Here is a 19,510-nt window from a genome sequence, read left to right as displayed (position 1 = left end):
GTCGGCCCGGAGGATGCGTCCTCCGGGCCGACGGCGCTGCCTGGGTACCGCTCAGTTGTCGGCGAGCGCCGCGACCACGCCGGCGCGGCTGTCGTCCTCGCTGGCGAGCACGCCGCCGTTGGCGACGATGTCGGGGGTGATCTCCTGGAAGACCATCCGGACGTCCTGGCGGCGGGCTCCGAGGATCTCGACGGCGCTGTCGGCCACGGCCTTGGCGAACTCGCGACGCTGCTCGACGGTCCGGCCGCGCAGCAGCTCGACGGTGATGTTGGGCATGGGCTTCCCTCCGGGTTGCCGCTCCCGCGAACCTCGTAGTTCACGGATGCGACCTGTATTCAGTGACATGAACACACTACGGGCGCGGCGGCGCCACGTCCATGCCCTGGGGTCGGCTGGATCGGTGGTGCCCGCCTGAGTATCAGGTTCCCGGGGAGCGCACGGAGTCGACCGCGCGCCGGTACAGCTCCTTGAGGTCGTCTTTCCCGTCGCCGCGTACCCAGATCTGGCCGGCGACGTCGAGGCACGTGATGGCGGTGGCCACGATGGCGTCGGCGGCCGGATCGCTCGCGTCGCCGGGATCGGCACCGAGCCGCAGGCGGATGTTGGGGACGAGCTGTTCCTGCCAGCGCAGGTGCTTCTCGATGCTGCGGGCGCGGAGCGAGGGCGTCCCGTACATCATCTTCGCGACCTCCAGCATGACGGCCTGGTCGGTGCGCTGGTCGACCTGCCACAGCGCGTCCTGGAGCGCCTGCCACGGCGGCACCGACAGAGGGATCGCCTCGAGCGCCTCGCGCGCCAGGGAGCCCTGGTCGACGAGGTCGCCGAGGACGATGTCCTCCTTGGTGCCGAAGTAGCGGAAGAACGACCGCCGCGAGATCCCGGCCGTGGACGCGATCTGGTCGATCGTCGTCTCCTCGAACCCCTGGTCCAGGAAGAGCTCCATGGCGACCCGCGTGATCTCCGCGTAGACGGCACGTCGCGAGCGCTTCCAGAGTCCGTCGTCGTCGGGCATGCCGATGAGCCTACACCGGACGCCTGATTGACACTCGGTGCCACACGGGCATAGCGTGCACGCACAGGTTCCTACGTCAGGAGTTCGCATGCCTCGCCACGACTTCAGCAGCCAGACCGTCATCGTCACCGGCGCCAGCTCCGGCATCGGGGCCGCGTTCGCCCGGGCGCTCGCGAGCCGGGGCGCGAACCTCGTGCTCGTGGCCCGCCGGCGCGAGCGTCTCGATCGCCTGGCGGCCGAGCTCAGGGAGGGGCGGGCGATCACCGTGACGACGGTTCCCCTGGACCTGTCCGCCCCGACGGCCGCCGCCGAGCTGAAGGCCGCCCTCGCCGAGGCGGGCGTCACCGCGACGAGCCTGATCAACAACGCCGGTTTCGGCACGTTCGGCGAGTTTCGCGACGAGGACCCGGAGCGCCTGACGCAGGAGATCGCCGTGGACGTCTCGGCCCCGGTCCAGCTCAGCCACGCGTTCCTGCCCGGCATCGTGGAGGCGCGCGGCTTCCTGATCAACGTCGCGAGCATGGCGGCCTACGCCCCCACGCCCCGCATGGCGGTCTACGGCGCCGCCAAGGCCTTCGTCCTGAGCTTCACCGAGTCGCTCTGGGCGGAGCTCCGGGACACGGGCGCCACGGTCTTCGCCCTCTCGCCGGGCGCGACCAGCACGGAGTTCAACGCCGTCGTCGGCACGGACGACGCCACCGCGGGCGCCCGCATGCGCACGCCGGACGACGTCGTCGCGACCGCGATGACCCACCTGGCCCGACGCCGCCCGGGCCCGAGCGTCGTCGACGGCCCCGCCAACCGGGCCGGCGCCGCCGCCGCCCGCCTCCTGCCCCGCCGCACGGCGGTCACGATGATGCACCGCATCACGGACCCGGCCCGCCGCGCCGCGGAAGCGCGGCCTCGCGTCTCGTGGTCAGGCTGACCCGTCGGTTTCCAGGGCGCGGGCGACGGCGTCGGAGGGTTCGTGAGCACGGGCGGGGCCGTGCAGCGTCTGGTACCAGAATCCGTCCTGCCCGACGACGGGCCACAGGTCGAACTCGGCGTCACCGAGAACCTCGATCACCGGCTCGATCCGCAGCGCTCGCACGCGGGCAAGCGTGTCAGCGGTCGCGTGGATGGTCAATTGAATCATTGCAAGGCGACTGTAAGCGTGCGGCGCTTCTTAGGAAGTGAGATGATCGGCCCCGGGATGATCTCCTTGTCCTGATTTCACCCAGACCAGCGATAAGGACCGACCGTGCCCGGCCGCATCGGCGACGATGACTGTGTTGTAGACATGGACGAACTCGAGGCGAACAGGTATGTGCCTGAAGAACTTGCCAGTTCGTATCAAGATGGGGGCTTTAGAGGCGTTTTCTGGGCGTGGGTGATCGGTGTCGTCCTGAGGTCGCTCGGACTGGTTTACGTGATGGCGACGCTGCCAGGGGTCTTCGGTGCCGCAACGGTCCTGCCAGGAATGCCTGAGTTCGCGCGTGGAGTGCTTGAATGGCTGGGCGGTCTGGCGAAGAATCTGGCGGCGGCGGCCGGGGCCGGGAGCGACTCGCCGCTCGGGGATGTTCTAATCGCTGTCGGGCTCGCGGCGCTGCCTGTGCTGTGGGTCGCGGCCGGTGTCCGGTCGCTGCGGGTCAGGTCGGTGCGGCCAGTAGCCACAGCGGTCCGCGGGAGCATGCTGGGGCTGGCGCTCGTGCCCGGCGCAGCGTGGTTCGGGTGGTTTGCGGTTCAGGTATGGGAGTTCGTGGTGGCTCATCCGGGACTGGCCCTGATGGTGTACGGGACTATCGTGCTGGGCATTCAGGCGACCTACTTTTTCATGGCGGCGCAGGTGCGTGTGGGTGTGGTGCTGGCAGAAGCCGGGACACTCGGGCTGTGCGCCTTGTGGCTGATTGTTCCTGAGATTGCGGAGTTCGTGCAGGCGCATCCGCGGGCGGTGGCTGCGGTGCTGACCGGGCTGTACGCCGCCTGGCTTGCCGCTCACGTGGCGTTGGTCGATGCGACGGGGAGCAGGACCGTCCTCGTCCTCGTCCTCGGCGCGGTGGGGGTTGGCGTTGTTCTGCTCGCATGGGGTTTCGTGCTAGCCGTGGCGGCGTTCCTTTTCGGGATCGTGGTGCTCGGGTATGCGTGGTCGCTGGCCCACAATGCAGGCCGGATGTCCCTCGGGCCTGTATTCACCGCGTGGCGAGCTGGGGCGGGGCGGGGGAGTTGCCTGGACACTGCTGCGGGCATCGGCGCCGGTGTCGGGCTGTTGCTGCTGGCGGCGTCGCTGGACCCAGTTTTTTACGAGACTTTGGCTGGAGTATGGCCCGCCGCTGGTGACGGAACGGTTCCGGTCCTGTGGTTCCCCGCCGGCGTGAGACACGAGATGGCTGTCGCTGTACAGGGTTTCGCGGTACTGGCTGACGGCGGTCTGCTTGCCATCACTGCAACCCTAGCCGTCGTCTCTCTGCTCCGAAGCTCCAGCGCATGGGACCACGACGTGCGAAGCGTCGTCCTTGCCCCAGTTCTTGCAGGGGCGCTGTGGATGGTGTTGACCTTGTTTCTTGCCTGGTTCGGAAACTACGACGACTGAACGGCACCGGCAGATGCTCAGTCGTCGCGTTTCGGCTTTGACGTGCGGAGGCGCTTCGTCTCCGAGCGTTGTTTCTTGGCGGTGAGGCGCCGCTGGTGCGAGCCGCGGGTGGCGCGCGTGGGGCGGCGGCTCGGCGGGTCGGGGGACAGGGCGTCGGCGATCAGGGTCGCCAGGCGCCGGGCCGCGGCGTCACGGTTGCGGCGCTGTTCGCGGTGCTCCGCGGCCACGACGGTGAGCACGCCGTCGGCCAGGCGGTTCGCGAGCCGCTCGAGGAGCCGGGCGCGCTGCCGGTCGCTCAGGACGGCGGACCGGGCGATGTCCCAGGACAGCTCGACACGCGAGTCCGTCGTGTTCACACCCTGTCCCCCGGGGCCGGAGGAGCGCGAGAAGCGCTGCTGGAGCTCCGCCCGCGGGATCGTCAGCGCAGGAGTGACGGCGAGACCGGGGCGATCGGGGGAGGGCATGAACCCATGGTCCGCCATCGACGGTACGGGTGCCCTCGCCCGTCCACCAGAATATCGATAAAACTTAAGCGTTTCGGCCGTCTCCCGTCCATTGCGGAACGGGCACGCGCGGGGCACTCTAGGAGAAATGTTAGCGCTCACATGACAGGAGGAAGTCAACGATGCCTTCCCGAGGACCCGGCCGGTTCGGTCGTCGCACCATCGCGCTCGTTGCCGCTGCCGCCTCCGTCGCCGTCGGCGCCACCCTGGCGCTCGCTCCGGTTCCCCCGGCCGCGGCGGCGACCATCGACACCACGGCGTACTACGTGCTGGTCAACCGCAACAGCGGCAAGGCCCTGGACGTCTACAACCTCGCCACCAACGACGGTGCCCGGATCACGCAGTGGTCGCGCAACGACGGCAACCAGCAGCAGTGGCAGTTCGTCGACTCCGGCGGCGGCTACTACCGGCTCAAGTCGCGGCACTCCGGCAAGGTGCTGGACGTCTCCGGACGGTCCACCGCCGACGGCGCCGCGATCGTCCAGTGGACCGACAACAACTCGACCAACCAGCAGTTCAGCGTCCAGGACGTCGACGGTCACATCCAGCTGATCGCCCGCCACAGCGGCAAGGCCGTCGAGGTCCAGAACGCCTCCACGGCCGACGGCGGGAACATCGTGCAGTACTCCGACTGGAACGGCTCCAACCAGCAGTGGCAGCTCGTCAAGGTGGGCGGCGGGACGGATCCGGGCACCGGGAGCTACACCAACCCCGTGGTGTGGCAGGACTTCGCGGACGGCGACATCATCCGGGTCGACGACGCCTACTACTACTCCGCCTCCACGATGCACTACTCCCCGGGCGCCCCGATCCTGCGCTCGTACGACCTCGTCAACTGGGAGTACGCCGGCCACTCCGTTCCGAAGCTCGACTTCGGGTCGAGCCGGTACGACCTCAGCGGCGGACGCGCCTACGTCAAGGGGATCTGGGCCTCCACCCTCAACTACCGGCCCAGCAACAAGACGTACTACTGGATCGGTTGCATCGAGTTCAACCGCACGTACGTCTACACCGCGTCGGCGGTCGACGGCACCTGGACCAAGCGCGCCGAGATCCCCGGCTGCTACTACGACGCCGGGCTGCTCGTCGACGACAACGACAAGATGTACGTCGCCTACGGCAACGGCACGATCCACGTGGCCGAGCTCTCGTCGGACGGGTTCAGCCAGGTCCGCAGCCAGCAGGTCTTCAGCACGCCGTCGAGCGTCGGCACCCTCGAGGGCGCCCGGTTCTACAAGAAGGACGGCTACTACTACATCTGGCTGACGCGGCCGGCCAACGGGCAGTACGTGCTGCGGTCCACCTCCCCGTTCGGGCCGTACGAGATGCGCCAGGTGCTGCTCGACATGCAGGGTCCGATCTCGGGCGGCGGCGTGCCGCACCAGGGCGGTCTCGTCAAGACCCAGAACGGCGACTGGTACTACATGGCGTTCGTCGATGCCTACCCCGGCGGCCGGGTCCCGGCCCTCGCCCCGATCACCTGGAGCAACGGCTGGCCCACCGTGCAGACCGTCAACGGCGCCTGGGGCACGACCTACCCGAAACCGAACATCACCACGTCGCGCACCGTGGCGTCGATGATCGGCCCGGACACGTTCGCCGGGCCCACGCTCGGCCACCGCTGGGAATGGAACCACAACCCGGACACCAGCAGGTTCACGGTGAACAACGGGCTGCGGCTGCAGACCGCCACCGTGACGAACGACCTCTACAACGCCCGCAACACCCTTACCCACCGCATCCAGGGCCCGTCGTCCACCGCGACGATCGAGCTCGACTACAGCACGATGCGCGACGGCGACCGGGCGGGGCTGGCGATGCTGCGGGACTCCTCGGCGTGGATCGGCGTCCGGCGCGACAACGGCGTCACCCGCGTCTCGATGACCAACGGGCTGACGATGGACAGCAGCTGGAACACGACCGGCACCGGGACCGAGGTCGCGAGCGCCCCCGTCAGCGGCGGCCGGATCTGGCTGCGGGCCACCGCCGACATCCGGCCGGGCACCGGCCGCCAGGCCACGTTCTCCTACAGCACCGACGGGGTGACGTTCACCCGGCTCGGACCCGGTTTCACGCTGGGCAACGCCTGGCAGTTCTTCATGGGCTACCGCTTCGGCATCTTCAACTACGCGACCAGCTCGCTCGGCGGTGCCGTCACCGTGCGCCGCTTCGACCTGACCGCCCCGTAGCAGAACCCCCACCTACCGCGTCGTGGCCCGCCCGCGGCGCCCCTTGAACGAGGCGACTGCACCGTGGCAGATCGTCCGGGCCGGATCTCCGGCCGTCCTTTTCACCGGAAGGAACATCATGAGCAAGAGACCCGCCAGCCGACTTCGGCTGGGACTGGTGGCCGCGCTGCTGGCCGGCCTGGTCGCCACCCTGGGCGTCGTGGCGACGGCGCCCGCGGCCTCGGCCGCGACCATCGACACGACGGCGTGGTACGTGCTGGTCAACCGCAACAGCGCCAAGGCCCTGGACGTCTACAACCTCAGCCTGAACGACGGCGCGCGCATCGCCCAGTGGTCGCGCAACGACGGCAACCAGCAGCAGTGGCAGTTCGTCGACTCGGGCAGCGGCTACTACCGGCTCAAGTCGCGTCTGTCCGGCAAGGTCCTGGACGTCTCCGGCCGGTCCACGGCCGACGGCGCCGCGATCGTCCAGTACACCGACAACAACTCGACCAACCAGCAGTTCAGCATCCAGGACATCGACGGCTACATCCAGCTGATCGCCCGCCACAGCGGCAAGGCGGTCGAGGTGCAGGGTGCCTCCACCGCCGACGGCGCGAACATCGTCCAGTACTCCGACTGGAACGGCTCCAACCAGCAGTGGCAGCTCGTCAAGGTGGGCGGCACCCCGACGCCCTCGCCGACCGGCGGCACCTGTGATCTGCCGTCGAGCTATCGGTGGAGCTCCACGGGTGCGCTGGCGCAGCCGCGGTCGGGCTGGGCGTCGCTGAAGGACTTCACGACCGCCCCGTACAACGGCAGGCACCTGGTGTACGCGACCACCCACGACTTCGGTACCTCGTGGGGCTCGATGAACTTCGGCCTCGTGTCGAACTTCTCCGAGCTCGGCTCGGCCTCGCAGAACGCGATGTCGAACTCCACCGTGGCGCCCTCGCTGTTCTACTTCGCGCCGAAGAACATCTGGGTCCTGGCCTACCAGTGGGGCTCGTGGCCGTTCATCTACCGCACCTCGAACGACCCCACCAACCCCAACGGCTGGTCGGCCCCGCAGCCGCTGTTCACCGGTTCCATCTCGGGCTCCGGCACCGGACCGATCGACCAGACCATCATCGGCGACGGCCAGAACATGTACCTGTTCTTCGCCGGCGACAACGGCAAGATCTACCGCGCCAGCATGCCGATCGGGAACTTCCCGGGCAACTTCGGCTCCAGCTACACCACCATCATGAGCGACACCACCAACAACCTCTTCGAGGCCCCCCAGGTGTACAAGCTCAAGGACCAGAACAAGTACCTGATGATCGTCGAGGCCATCGGCGCGAACGGCCGCTACTTCCGCTCGTTCACCGCCACCAGCCTCTCCGGTTCGTGGACCCCGCAGGCCGCCACCGAGTCCAACCCCTTCGCGGGCAAGGCCAACAGCGGCGCCACCTGGACCAACGACATCAGCCACGGTGAGCTGATCCGCACCAGCGCGGACCAGACCAACACCATCGACCCCTGCAACCTCCAGCTGCTCTACCAGGGCCGCTCCCCGAACTCCGGGGGCGACTACGGCCTCCTGCCCTACCGGCCGGGGCTGCTGACCCTGCAGCGCTGACGCGCGGCGGGCCACGAACGGCGGGCTCGGTTCGACCGGGTCCGCCGTTTCGTGTCCCGCACCCCCGGCACCGTCCACCGCATCTCATCGCCTCGCACAAAGGAGTGCTCGTGAAAGCTCTGACTCGTCGCGGCCGGCTCTCGCTGCTCGCCGCGGCCGCCCTGATCACCTCCGTGCTCACCGCCGGGCCGGCCGCGGCCGCACCGGCCCCCGCCGCCGCTCCGGCCGCCGCAGCCTCGGTGGCCGCCGCGCCCGCCCCGACCGTCGAGGAGCCGGCGCCGCTGCCGCCCCTGGGCTGGAACAGCTGGAACACGTTCTACTGCAACATCAACGAGCAGATGGTGCGCCAGACGGCGGATGCCATGGTGAGCTCGGGCATGGCGGCGGCCGGGTACCAGTACGTCGTCGTCGACGACTGCTGGATGCAGGACACCCGGGACTCCAACGGCAATCTGCGCGCCCGCACGGACCGGTTCCCCTCGGGGATGAAGGCCCTGGGCGACTACATCCACTCCAAGGGCCTGAAGTTCGGGATCTACCACGCCCCGCGCGAGAAGACCTGCAACCAGTACTTCTCGAACCTGCCGGGCACGTCGTCGTACGGCAACGAGACGCGGGACGCGAACCTGTTCGCGTCCTGGGGCGTCGACTACGTCAAGCACGACTGGTGCGACCCCCGCGGCACCGCGGCCGAGCAGGCGGCGGTGTTCAAGAAGTTCGGCGACGCGCTCAAGGCCACCGGCCGCCCGATCGTCTACTCGATCAACCCGAACAGCGCGCACTGGAACACCGCGCCGACCTACTCCGGCTGGGGCGCGTTCTCGGACATGTGGCGCACCTCGGAGGACCTGGACGACGCCTGGTCGACCGGCTGCTCGCCGTCGGCCGACTGCTTCGTCGGGATCACCGAGGCCCTCGACATCATCGAGCCGATGCGCGAGTGGACCAAGCCGGGCCAGTACAACGATCCCGACATGCTCATGGTCGGCGTCCGGAACTCGCTGACGCTCACGGAGAACCGCGCGCACCAGAGCATGTGGGCGATGCTCTCCGCCCCGCTCATCGCGGGCAACGACATCCGGAACATGAGCGCCGACGTGCGCTCCGTGCTCACCAACCCCGACGTCCTCGCGATCGACCAGGACGCGCTGGTGCGGCAGGCGGACCGGGTGCGCGACGACGGCGACGCCGAGGTCTGGGCCAAGCCGCTGGCCGACGGCTCCGTGGCGGTCGCCCTGCTCAACCGCGGTTCCGGCACCCGGCAGATCTCGACGACGCTCGGCCAGATCGGGCTCGGCTCCGGCACGCACAACTACCGCGAGCTGTGGACCGGCGCCACGGGCACGACCACGGGCCAGCTCACCGCCTCGGTCGCGCAGCACGGTGTCGCGCTGTTCAAGGTGACCCCGGGCAGCGGGTCCCAGCCTCCGGAGGACGGGACCGCGCTCGTCAGCTCCGCGTCGGGCCGCTGCCTCGACGTGCCCAACAGCGCCGTCGCGAACGGCACCCAGCTGGTGATCTGGGACTGCAACTCGGCGCCGAACCAGACGTGGACCCAGACGGACGGCACGCTGCGGTCGCTGGGCAAGTGCCTCGACGCCCCGCTCGACGCCACGGCGGGCACCCGCGTCCAGCTCTGGGACTGCAACGGCGGCACCAACCAGCAGTGGACGCTCCAGTCCAACGGCACCATCCGCGGCACGCGATCCGGGCTCTGCCTGGACGTCGACCGCAACCTCACCGCCAACAACACCGCCGTCCTGCTCTGGACGTGCACAGGCGCGGCGAACCAGGTCTGGACGCGCCGGTAACCCCCTGACGGCCGGCCCGCGCGCCCGACGCCCCAGCGCGCGGGCCGGCCCCCGAGCTTCTGGGAGGAAACATGAAGTCACACAGCGCACGCAGGACCTGGGCGAGACTCAGGTCCGCCCTGGCCGTGCTGGCCGCGACCGTCTGCGCGGTCTCCCTGCTGGCCGCCCCCGCACGGGCGGACAACCCCATCGTCCAGCACATCTACACCGCCGATCCCGCGCCCCTGGAGCACAACGGCCGCGTCTACCTCTACACCGGGCACGACGAGGACGGATCGACCTACTTCACGATGCGCGACTGGCGCGTGTTCTCGACCACCGACATGGTCAACTGGACCGACCACGGCACCCCGATGTCCCTGTCGACCTTCGCCTGGGCCGACGCGGACGCGTGGGCCGGGCACGTCGTCGAACGCAACGGCAAGTTCTACTGGTACGTGCCGGTGCGGCAGCGCTCGACAGGGCAGCGGGTCATCGGGGTCGGCGTCGCGGACAGCCCGACCGGGCCCTTCCGGGACGCGATCGGGCGCCCCCTGGTGGGCAACGGCGAGATCGACCCGCACGTCATGATCGACGACGACGGCCAGGCCTACCTCTACTGGGGCAACCCCAACCTCTGGTACGTCCGCCTCAACGCCGACATGATCTCCTACTCCGGCAGCCCGACCAGGATCCCGCTGACCACCGCGGGTTTCGGCACGCGCACCGGCAACCCGGACCGCCCGACCCTCTACGAGGAAGGTCCGTGGGTCTACCAGCGCAACGGCACCTACTACAACGTGTTCGCGGCCAGGTGCTGCTCGGAGTTCATCGGGTACTCGACCGCTCCCGGCCCCACCGGACCCTGGACCTACCGCGGGACGGTCATGCCGACGCAGGGCAGCAGCTTCACCAACCACCCGGGCATCATCGACTACAAGGGCGGCTCCTACTTCTTCTACCACAACGGCGCCCTGCCGGGCGGTGGCGGCTACACCCGGTCCGTGGCGGTCGAGAAGTTCAGCTACGGCGCCGACGGCTCCATCCCGAGCATGAACATGACGACGACGGGCGCGCCCCAGATCGGCACGCTCGACCCGTACGTGCGGCAGGAGGCCGAGACGATCGCCTGGGGTTCCGGCATCGAGACGGAGCCGTCCGGCGAGGGCGGGATGAACGTCGGGTGGATCGAGAACGGTGACTACGTCAAGGTCAAGGGCGTCGCGTTCGGCACCGGGGCCGCGTCGTTCTCCGCGCGGGTCGCCTCGGCGACCAGCGGCGGCCGGATCGAGGTACGCCTGGACGGCGCCACCGGTCCCGTCGTCGGGACGTGCACGGTGGGCGGGACGGGCGGGTGGCAGGCCTGGACGACGACGACGTGTCCCGTCACCGGGGCGACCGGCACGCACGACCTGTACCTGCGCTTCACCGGCGGGAGCGGCAACCTGTTCAACGTCAACTGGTGGCAGTTCGGTCGCGGGGACGACGGCGCCGCGCAGGCGTACCGGATCACCAACCGCAACAGCGGGCAGGTCATCGACGTCACCGAGGGCAGTTCCGCCGACCTCGCGGCCGTGATCCAGTGGCCGTCCACCGGCGCGGCCTGGCAGCAGTGGCGGTTCGCCGACGCCGGGAGCGGGAACGTGCGCCTGCAGAACGTCAGCAGCGGGAAGTGCCTCGACGTCAACGGCGCCTCCGTCGCCGACGGCGCGTCGATCATCCAGTACACGTGCCACGACCGCCCCAACCAGGTCTTCACCTGGCGCTCGACCGGCGACGGCTACCACCAGCTGGTCAACCTCAACAGCGGCAAGTGCCTCGCCGTGACGGGCGCCGCGACCACCTCCGGCGCGGCCCTGGAGCAGCGCACCTGCGGCACCGCCGACGACATGAAGTGGAGCCGCTCATGAAGCGCCGTACCGTACTCCAGGGCGCCGCGCTCGCCGCGGCCGCGGCCGCCGTCGGCCCCGACCTCCTGACGGCGCCACCGGCGTCCGCCGTGATCCCGCCCGCCCGTACCGAGATCGGCGTCGCGGCGTCGGAGTTCCCGCTCGGTCAGGTCCGGCTCACCGCCGGCCGCTGGCTGGGCAACCAGGACCGCACCCTCGCGTACCTGCGGTTCGTCGACGTCGACCGCCTCCTGTACACCTTCCGGGCGAACCACGGCCTGTCGACGGGCGGCGCCGCCCCGCTCGGTGGGTGGGAGGCGCCCGACTTCCCGTTCCGCAGCCACAGCCAGGGCCATTTCCTGACGGCGTGGGCGCAGGCCTGGGCCGTGCTCGGCGACACCGTGTGCCGGGACAAGGCCACGTACATGGTCGCCGAACTGGCCAGATGCCAGGCGAACAACGGCTCCCGGGGCTTCGCGGCGGGGTACCTGTCGGGCTTCCCCGAGTCGGAGTTCAACGTCGTCGAGACGGGCTCCGGCACCGTCGTCTACTACGCGCTGCACAAGACCCTCGCGGGGCTGCTGGACGCGTGGCGCTACCTGGAGAGCACTCAGGCCAGGGACGTGCTGCTGCGGATGGCAGCGTGGGTGGACGCGCGCACCGCGCGCCTCTCCTACTCGCAGATGCAGACGACGCTGCGGGTCGAGTTCGGCGGGATGAACGCGGTCCTGACCGACCTGTACCTGATGACGAACGACTCGCGGTGGCTGACCGTCGCGCAGCGGTTCGACCACGCCGCCGTGTTCGACCCGCTGGCGGGCAACCTCGACCGGCTGGACGGGTTGCACGCGAACACGCAGGTCCCGAAGTGGATCGGCGCGGCCCGCGAGTACAAGGCGACCGGCACCACGAGGTACCGGGACATCGCCCGCAACGCGTGGGCGTTCACGGTCGGCGCGCACACCTATGCGATCGGCGGCAACAGCCAGGCGGAGCACTTCCGTGCCCCGAACGCGATCTCGGGCTACCTGCGCAACGACACCTGCGAGCAGTGCAACACCTACAACATGCTCAAGCTCACCCGTGAGCTGTGGCTGCTCGACCCCTCGAACGCCGCCTACTTCGACTACTACGAGCGCGCGCTGCTCAACCACCTGATCGGTGCCCAGGACCCGGGCAGCGCGCACGGCCACATCACCTATTTCACGCCGCTGCAGCCGGGCGGCCGGCGCGGCGTCGGCCCGGCGTGGGGCGGGGGGACGTGGAGCACCGACTACGCGTCGTTCTGGTGCTGCCAGGGCACCGGCCTGGAGACGAACACCAAGCTGATGGACTCGGTGTACTTCCGCTCGGGCACGACGCTGACGGTGAACCTGTTCGTGCCGTCGGTGCTGAGCTGGTCCGAGCGGGGGATCACCGTCACCCAGGCGACGTCGTACCCCGCGAGCGACACGACGACGCTCACGGTGACCGGCTCCGTGGCCGGCTCGTGGACGATGCGCGTGCGCATCCCCGCCTGGGCCACGGGCGCCACGGTCGCGGTGAACGGCACGGTGCAGCAGATCTCCACCACGCCGGGCGCGTACGCGAGCCTGACCCGGTCGTGGACCTCGGGCGACGTCGTCACCGTGCGACTGCCCATGGCGGTGCGCCTCGAGCCGTCGAACGACGACCCGGCGGTGGCCGCCGTCTGCTACGGGCCGGTGGTCCTGGCCGGGAACTACGGCAGCAGCGGGCTCTCGAGCCTGCCGGTCCTGGCGCCGTCGTCGGTCACCCGGACGAGCACCAGCGCGCTCGCCTTCACGGCGACCGCGAACGGCGCGTCCGTGAGCCTCGTGCCGTTCCACGACGCGCACGGGTTCAACTACACGGTGTACTGGGCGACCCGTGCGGTACAGGGCGGCGGGAGCGGTCCGTTCCGCCTGGTCAACGCCGCCAGCGGGCTCGTGCTGGGCATCCAGGACGCCTCGTCGGCCGACGGCGCCGGAGCGCTCCAGTGGGACGACAACGGCACCGCCGACCACGACTGGGTGCCCGTCGTGGCGGGCACGGCGGTCAAGCTGCGCTGCGTCAACAGCGGCAAGGTGCTCGGCGTGCAGGACATGTCCACCGCCGACGGCGCCCGCGTGCTGCAGTGGGGCGACACCGGCACCGCCGACCACCTGTGGACGATCCTGGACGACGGCGACGGCACGCACCGGGTGCGCAACAACCACACCGGAAAGCTGCTGGGGACCGCGGGCGGCTCGACCGCGCGCGGTGCGGCGGTCGTGATGGACCCGGACAACGGCACCGCGGGCAACCGCTGGCGCCTCGTGCCGGCCGGCACGAGGCGGATCCAGAACGTGCACAGCGGCCTCGTCCTCGGGGTCACCGGCATGTCGACCGCCGACGGCGCGCTCGCGATCCAGTGGGGCGACACCGGCACGGCGGACCACCTGTGGACCGCGGTGACCGGCAGCGGCGGGTACCTGCGGCTGCGCAACCAGCACTCGGGCAAGGTGCTGGCGGCCGAGTCCGGCGGGACCGCCAACGGCACGCGTGCCGTGCAGGTCACCGACACCGGCGCCACGAGCCAGCAGTGGCGCCTGCGGTACGCCGGGCGCGACACGTTCCGCCTCCAGTCAGCAGGAGGACGCGTGCTCGGTGTGCGGGACATGTCGACGACGCAGGGGGCGCAGGTTCTCCTCTGGGACGACAACGGCACGGACGACCACCTCTGGCGCTTCGTGTGAGAACCGCGTCGCGGCCCGCCCCGGCGGGCCGCGACCCGGCTCAGCGGACCGTCGGGCCCTCGAGGTCGACCGGCCCGTGCGCGGCCGGGTGCTCGATCTGCAGGTTGACGGTGCTGCGCGACGTCGGGATCACCACGAGCTGCGCCTCGCCGCCCTCGGCGTCGATGGCGCGCACGTGCACGTGCCCGTCCTTGAGGCGGATCGCGAACTGGTCGGTCCCGGCGACGAAGCGCACCTCGCTGTCGTCGTGGATCAGGGTGGGGCCCGTGGGCAAGGTCTTCGGCATGGGTACAGCATGCCTGGTGATCTCGTTACGCTGGCCCGGTGCTCATCGAGCGAATCCGCGTGAACCCGTCTCTCGTCGAGGAAGGGCGGTGGCCCTGGACGGTTCCGTCGGTCGCCGACCTGGTCGCCGAGGGCATCGAACTGGCGAGCCGCATCACGATCCTGGTGGGCGCGAACGGGAGCGGCAAGTCCACCCTGCTCGAGGCGATAGCCGAGGGCTACGGCATCGACGTCCGCGGCGGGCACGGCGGCCGGAAGTACGCCAGCAACGTCGAACGGAGCGAGCTCGGCGAGGCGATCCTCCTCGACCGCACGGCCGCGGGCTCTCGCATGCTCGGCCATCGCAAGGCCAAGGGCTTTCTCCTGCGAGCCGAGACCGCCTACGGGATGCTCGCGCACATGTACGGCGTTCCCGGCTACGGCGACCTGCCCTCCTGGGAGGTGAGCCACGGCGAGTCCTATCTCCAGGCGATCGCAGGGCGTTTCACGGGCCCGGGCCTCTACCTGCTCGACGAGGCCGAGGGCCCGCTGTCGTTCGAGTCGACCCTCCAGCTCCTGTACCGGCTCCAGGACCTGGTCGCCGATCATGACGCCCAGGTGATCTACGCGACGCACTCACCCCTGGTCGCCGCGATCCCAGGAGCGCAGATCCTGGAGCTGACCCAGGACGGCATCGCGGAGCGCAAGTGGGCCGACCTCGTCCCGGTGGCCCTCTGGCGCAGATTCCTCGCCAAGCCGGACACCTTCTTCCAGGACTAGGGCATGAGCCGGCATCCCGAGCCGCACGTCGGTCACGCCCCGGGCGTCCAGCCTGCGCGGGTCCCTGGCCCGGTAGCGCCACGAACCCGGAGATGAGCGCGGCATGAGCTGGTACGCCTATCTCAAGGTCGGCTCCGATGCGCCGCTGGCCGAGGTCGAGGCCACGATCGGGGTGCCGTCCGACGGCGGGTACTCCGTCGGCGACGCGCACCCGCGTGCTCGGTCCAGGCCTCCGCACAAGAAGACCTGCACGTCGAGCTTCTGGCGCCACAGGCTGTCGTGGCGGGCCTCCCGCCACGCCGGAGTCGACGGCATCAACCGTGCCCTTGTTGCTCTCCCGGCTGAGATGGCGGACGGGATCCGCCGTCGGGTCGAGGCCGGCGACAAGGCGTCCCTCGTCATCGTCCAGGAGCTGGACGGGCTGGATCCGATCGGGTCGTGCGGCCTGGCACTGGAACCGGCGGCGCTCGCTTGGATGGCCCGAGCAGGTGTGTCCTTGGACCTCGACCAGTACGCCGAACTGGCAGGTGAACCCGACGAGGTCCCGCTCGGCTATCTTCCTCCGGTCGACCCGGGATGGTGGCGCGATGCGATGGCAGCCTCTGCCCGCAGCTTCGAGACCACCTTCGAGAAGAGTCCCGGCCATGTTCCGGAGCTCGGCTCCAACACGGTCGTCCCTTTCCACGACGCCGGACCGCGCGAGTCCCGCCCCGATCTGCCGGAGCCGCTCGCTCGGTTCTACGTCGTCGTGCAGGAGGTCTCCCTACCCGATGTGCACACTGGCTACGCCATCCATCCTGCCCGTTGGCTTGCTGACGCCGGCCGTCGCGGGTTTCCCGTGGCCGTCCGGACCAGGACCGGCACCTTCCCGGTGGTCCCGTTCGGCGCGGACGGCGTGGGCTTCTTCGCACTGGTGCCCGAGGACGGCCGGATCGTGCACCTGCCGAGAGCACAGGTCCACGGGACCACCTGGCTCCAGGGCGACGAGCCGCCCGGCGAGGTCGCGGCCGGCTTGGACGTGTTCCTACGTCGGCTGCTGGACGTCGTCGACGAACTGATCGAGACCGGAGAGACCCGAGGCATCACATGGCAGCGTTGAGCGAGGCGGAGGAGGGTTGGTTGTGACCCGCCCGCGCTCACGCCCTCGCGGGGAACGCCCGTCTGCCGAGGGCGATGACGGCGATCGCCGGGAGGACGATCGCCAGGGCCAGCCACGCGACCTCGCGGATGCCCGCGACCTCCAGGACCTGGCCGCCCAGGACCGCGCCGACGGCGATGCCGATGTTGCAGGTGGCGTTGATCCATGCGCCGGCCAGCTCGGGGGTGGTGGCGTGGGAGCGGACGGCGGCCGACTGGTAGAGCGACGCGACCGGCCCCCAGGCGAGCGACCAGACCACTCCGGCCGCTACGACCCAGCCGAGATGCGCCGACGCCGCACCCGCGGCCCCGATGCCGAGCGCGACGAGGGCGAGGATCACCAGCGCGCTGTGCCGGGGGGCGCGGTCCAGCCAGGGCGCACCCAGCCAGACCCCGAGCAGCCCGAACGTGCCGAACACGAGCAGCAGCGGCCCGACGGCGCCGCTCGGCGCCCCGGCGCGCAGCAGCAGCACGCTGATGTAGGTGTAGAGCGTGAAGTGCCCGATCCAGGCCAGGGTGTTCGAGGCGATGACCGTGGTCATCCTGCGCCGGTGCCCGGACCCGGCGGCCGCGGCGGCGGCCCGCTCGCCGACGTCGGGCAGCACGACGGCGATCAGGACGAGCGCGACCACCATGAGCACGACGAGCGCCCCGAACGCGACCCGCCACCCGGCGGCGTTGCCCAGCGCGGTGGTGAGCGGCACCCCGAGCACGAAGCCCAGCGACACCCCGGCCGAGGCCAGCGCGAGCGCCTGCCCCGTCAGCCGCGGCGGCACGAGCCGGGCCGCGTACCCGATGGCCACGGAGATGAAGAGCGCATGGGTCGCCCCGCCGATCGCGCGCCCCACGGCGAGCGCCGCGAAGCCGGGCGCGAGGGCCGAGACGAGGTTGCTCGCCGCGTAGACGCCCATGCCGATCAGCAGCAGCCGCTTGCGCGGGATCCGCCGGGTGGCGATGGTCAGCGGGACGGCGAGCACGGCGACCATCCCCGCGTACAGCGAGACCAGCAGGCCGGTCCGCGCCTCGGAGATCTCCAGGCTGTCCGCGATCTCCGGGAGGAGCCCCACCGGAAGCATCTCGGTGGCCACCGCGGCGAACACCGAGAAGGCCAGCACCAGCAGCCCCGCCTGGGCGTTGCCGAGCCCGGCCTTCGCCTCGTCGTCGACCGTGTTCTCGCTCATACGCCACCCCTGTCCGTGAATCCCGTTCACCCGCAGGCAGAGGATACGGCGTCGGATCCGATCGATTCGAGCGCCGTCACCCCTTGGGCCGGCGCCCGTGCTCGCTACGCCCGTTCGTGACCGTCTGGTTCATCGGCCGCCTCGATGCGGGCCCGGGCCTCGAGGATGTCGGGGACGTGCGTCTCGGCCCAGATCCGGACCGCACGGACTGCCGACCGAGCTGCGCGGCGTGAGGCGTGAGGCGTGAGAGAATTCGACCAGAGCCTCGGCACGCCATCGCGTTCCGAGGCTCTTGCGTATGACGATCCTGCACACCGACCTCGACCTTCCGACGCCGGTCGCCGCCCGCATCGCGACCGCAGCCGACGAGCCCGCGCTGCGGCACCTCTGGCTGCTGTTCCGGCATGACATGTCCGGCGTCACGGGAACGTTGCCCGGTCCGGACGGCACGTACCGTTCGGAGCGGCTCGACGCCGCCCTGGATGCGGCGAAGCCGTCGTGGCAGCCGTGGCTGCTCAGTGCGGGCCCGCAGCCGGTGGGTCTGGCGATCACTCGCGCACTCGACGAGCCGACGCGGGTCCTCAGCAGTTTCTTCCTCGTGGCTCCGGTCCGCAGGGGAGGACTCGGCACGGCGTTCGCCCGCGCCGTCCTGGAGGCGGCACCGGGCGAGTGGTCGGTCGCCTACCAGGAGAGCAACGCGGCGGCCGCCGCGTTCTGGCCACGCCTGGCGCAAGCCTTCGACAAGGACAGCCGCCGCGGCGTCCAGGGCCCCGACACCTGGCTGACCTTCACGGTGACTGCGCCGAGGTCATGACGGACACGACCGGGACGCATCCTGCATGCATCGACCTGTTTGTCGCGATCGATCCGTACCCTCAAACTCGTCGCCGGCGTCGTCGGACGTGTTCATGTCGGAGGGGCCCTTCACCGCCGCGCTGTCCCATGTCGTGCTGATGGGGTTCCAGCTCGCGTCGTCCGTCGTGTCGGTCAATGCGGGTGCCAGCAGATGGGAGACGAGCGCGACAGCATCGTCGAAGGTGAGTCCGTCGCAGAGCGGCGTTGCGGCCGCGGCCGCCGGATAGGTGGCGGCCCATCCGTCAGGGGCCTGGAACGTGTCGGTGGCCGGAAGGTTCCGGTGGACGCGCTCCTGGTGGATCGCCGAGCGGAGATCCGACAGGCCCATGCCCTGGGTGCGAGCGATCACGACGAGATCGACGAGATCGCGGATCTGGGTGGAGGGCCGCCCGCGGTAGACGGTCTCGGTCGCGCAGAGCTTGTCGGCGACGTGGTCGACGGCGGGGTAGAGCCGGAACGGAGGCAGATCGAGCCCGGGAAGTTCGACGAGCGGGCGTGCGGTGAGAATCTCCGGCTCGCTCGTCATCAGGGATCCCGTGACGAGGTCGACAGGGAACGGATCGAGCTTTTTGCTGCCGATTCGCGGAGTGATCGTGAGGTTGCGTCCCGTGACCTCTGCCTGCTGGTCGGTTCCGCCGATCTGCCGGACCTTGGTGACCGCGAACGCGAAGTGGTCTCCCAGGTCGCAGGAGATCGTGTTCCGGAAGTTCTCCAGCGCGTCATCGACGGCGTCGATCCGTGCGAGCAGGTCGATGTCCCTGGAGTGCCGGGCATCCTGGATGCGTGCGAGCAGTGCGTTGCCGCCCTTGAGCACCCAAGGTGTTTCAGGTTCCGTGAAAACGCGGGCAAGCATGCGCTGGAACGTGAACTGTCGCAGCAGCTCCGGGGCAGGGCGGCCGTACAGGTGCGCGGCGGTCCTGGCGCGGTCGCGAGCCGCGGCCCAGATCGCGGTAGGGGTGGCGTAGGGCTTGGTCGTCGTCATGAGTGCAGTCCCCTTGTGAGATCC

At 70.1% G+C, this 19,510-nt stretch carries 17 protein-coding genes; 10 read left to right on the top strand and 7 right to left on the bottom strand.

The features are described 5' to 3' along the window. Positions 1-51: 51 nt before the first annotated feature. On the bottom strand, positions 52-276 hold the full coding sequence (locus tag ABD208_RS15720) for a tautomerase family protein (RefSeq protein WP_344104649.1): 225 nt from the start codon (positions 274-276) through the stop codon (positions 52-54). Positions 277-418: 142 nt separating this feature from the next. Beyond that, positions 419-1,012 carry a TetR/AcrR family transcriptional regulator gene (locus ABD208_RS15715; protein WP_344104646.1) on the bottom strand — a complete coding sequence of 198 codons (594 nt, stop codon included), beginning with the start codon at positions 1,010-1,012 and terminating at the stop codon, positions 419-421. 88 nt (positions 1,013-1,100) lie between these two features. Here ABD208_RS15715 and ABD208_RS15710 point away from each other — a divergent pair, with 88 nt between their 5' ends. Continuing rightward, the gene (locus tag ABD208_RS15710) at positions 1,101-1,937 is read left to right on the top strand and encodes an SDR family NAD(P)-dependent oxidoreductase (protein ID WP_344104644.1); all 837 of its coding nucleotides are present in this window, start codon (positions 1,101-1,103) and stop codon (positions 1,935-1,937) included. Here the strand turns inward: ABD208_RS15710 and ABD208_RS15705 are convergent. Next, positions 1,929-2,147, bottom strand: coding sequence for a hypothetical protein (locus ABD208_RS15705; RefSeq protein WP_344104643.1), 219 nt, complete (start codon positions 2,145-2,147; stop codon positions 1,929-1,931). The two genes, ABD208_RS15710 and ABD208_RS15705, sit on opposite strands and share 9 nt — an antisense overlap. Positions 2,148-2,252: 105 nt before the next feature. Between ABD208_RS15705 and ABD208_RS15700 the strand changes: the two genes are divergently transcribed. Then, complete coding sequence (locus tag ABD208_RS15700) at positions 2,253-3,581, top strand: hypothetical protein (protein ID WP_344104641.1); 1,329 nt, start codon at positions 2,253-2,255, stop codon at positions 3,579-3,581. Between the two features lie 17 nt (positions 3,582-3,598). Here ABD208_RS15700 and arfB read toward each other — a convergent pair whose 3' ends face one another. Then, positions 3,599-4,045 carry an alternative ribosome rescue aminoacyl-tRNA hydrolase ArfB gene (arfB, locus tag ABD208_RS15695; protein WP_344104639.1) on the bottom strand — a complete coding sequence of 149 codons (447 nt, stop codon included), beginning with the start codon at positions 4,043-4,045 and terminating at the stop codon, positions 3,599-3,601. A gap of 161 nt (positions 4,046-4,206) precedes the next feature. Here arfB and ABD208_RS15690 point away from each other — a divergent pair, with 161 nt between their 5' ends. From ABD208_RS15690 to ABD208_RS15670, 5 genes are all read left to right on the top strand, one after another. Beyond that, entirely contained in the window at positions 4,207-6,273 is a 2,067-nt protein-coding gene (locus tag ABD208_RS15690) for a family 43 glycosylhydrolase (protein WP_344104637.1), read from the top strand. 118 nt (positions 6,274-6,391) lie between these two features. Beyond that, entirely contained in the window at positions 6,392-7,873 is a 1,482-nt protein-coding gene (locus ABD208_RS15685; protein WP_344104635.1) for a non-reducing end alpha-L-arabinofuranosidase family hydrolase, read from the top strand. 110 nt (positions 7,874-7,983) lie between these two features. Beyond that, complete coding sequence (locus tag ABD208_RS15680; protein ID WP_344104633.1) at positions 7,984-9,684, top strand: glycoside hydrolase family 27 protein; 1,701 nt, start codon at positions 7,984-7,986, stop codon at positions 9,682-9,684. A gap of 71 nt (positions 9,685-9,755) precedes the next feature. Beyond that, positions 9,756-11,573, top strand: coding sequence for a family 43 glycosylhydrolase (locus tag ABD208_RS15675; RefSeq protein WP_344104631.1), 1,818 nt, complete (start codon positions 9,756-9,758; stop codon positions 11,571-11,573). Then, entirely contained in the window at positions 11,570-14,287 is a 2,718-nt protein-coding gene (locus ABD208_RS15670) for a beta-L-arabinofuranosidase domain-containing protein (protein WP_344104629.1), read from the top strand. Before ABD208_RS15675 ends, ABD208_RS15670 begins: the two co-directional genes overlap by 4 nt. 40 nt (positions 14,288-14,327) lie before the next feature. Here ABD208_RS15670 and ABD208_RS15665 read toward each other — a convergent pair whose 3' ends face one another. Beyond that, entirely contained in the window at positions 14,328-14,573 is a 246-nt protein-coding gene (locus ABD208_RS15665) for a cupin domain-containing protein (protein WP_344104627.1), read from the bottom strand. A 38-nt stretch (positions 14,574-14,611) separates the two neighbouring features. Between ABD208_RS15665 and ABD208_RS15660 the strand changes: the two genes are divergently transcribed. Both ABD208_RS15660 and ABD208_RS15655 read left to right on the top strand, forming a co-directional pair. Continuing rightward, a complete protein-coding gene (locus ABD208_RS15660) occupies positions 14,612-15,331 on the top strand; it encodes an AAA family ATPase (RefSeq protein WP_344104625.1) in 720 nt (239 codons plus the stop codon). A 103-nt stretch (positions 15,332-15,434) separates the two neighbouring features. Continuing rightward, positions 15,435-16,430 (top strand): hypothetical protein, encoded by a 996-nt coding sequence (locus ABD208_RS15655; RefSeq protein ID WP_344104623.1) that lies wholly within the window; start codon positions 15,435-15,437, stop codon positions 16,428-16,430. A 37-nt stretch (positions 16,431-16,467) separates the two neighbouring features. On the opposite strand, the gene ABD208_RS15650 is transcribed toward ABD208_RS15655, so the two are convergent. Then, a complete protein-coding gene (locus ABD208_RS15650) occupies positions 16,468-17,649 on the bottom strand; it encodes an MFS transporter (RefSeq protein ID WP_344104619.1) in 1,182 nt (393 codons plus the stop codon). 298 nt (positions 17,650-17,947) lie between these two features. Here ABD208_RS15650 and ABD208_RS15645 point away from each other — a divergent pair, with 298 nt between their 5' ends. Further along, entirely contained in the window at positions 17,948-18,463 is a 516-nt protein-coding gene (locus ABD208_RS15645; protein ID WP_344104616.1) for a GNAT family N-acetyltransferase, read from the top strand. Here ABD208_RS15645 and ABD208_RS15640 read toward each other — a convergent pair. After that, the gene (locus ABD208_RS15640) at positions 18,458-19,486 is read right to left on the bottom strand and encodes a nucleotidyl transferase AbiEii/AbiGii toxin family protein (RefSeq protein WP_344104614.1); all 1,029 of its coding nucleotides are present in this window, start codon (positions 19,484-19,486) and stop codon (positions 18,458-18,460) included. The genes ABD208_RS15645 and ABD208_RS15640 overlap by 6 nt on opposite strands. Positions 19,487-19,510: the final 24 nt, after the last annotated feature.

Origin of the sequence: Myceligenerans crystallogenes (genome assembly GCF_039529775.1) — a bacterium.
Classification (GTDB): domain Bacteria; phylum Actinomycetota; class Actinomycetes; order Actinomycetales; family Cellulomonadaceae; genus Myceligenerans; species Myceligenerans crystallogenes.
The sequence above is the reverse complement of the archived record's forward strand: the minus strand, read 5'-3'. Positions and strand labels throughout refer to the sequence as shown.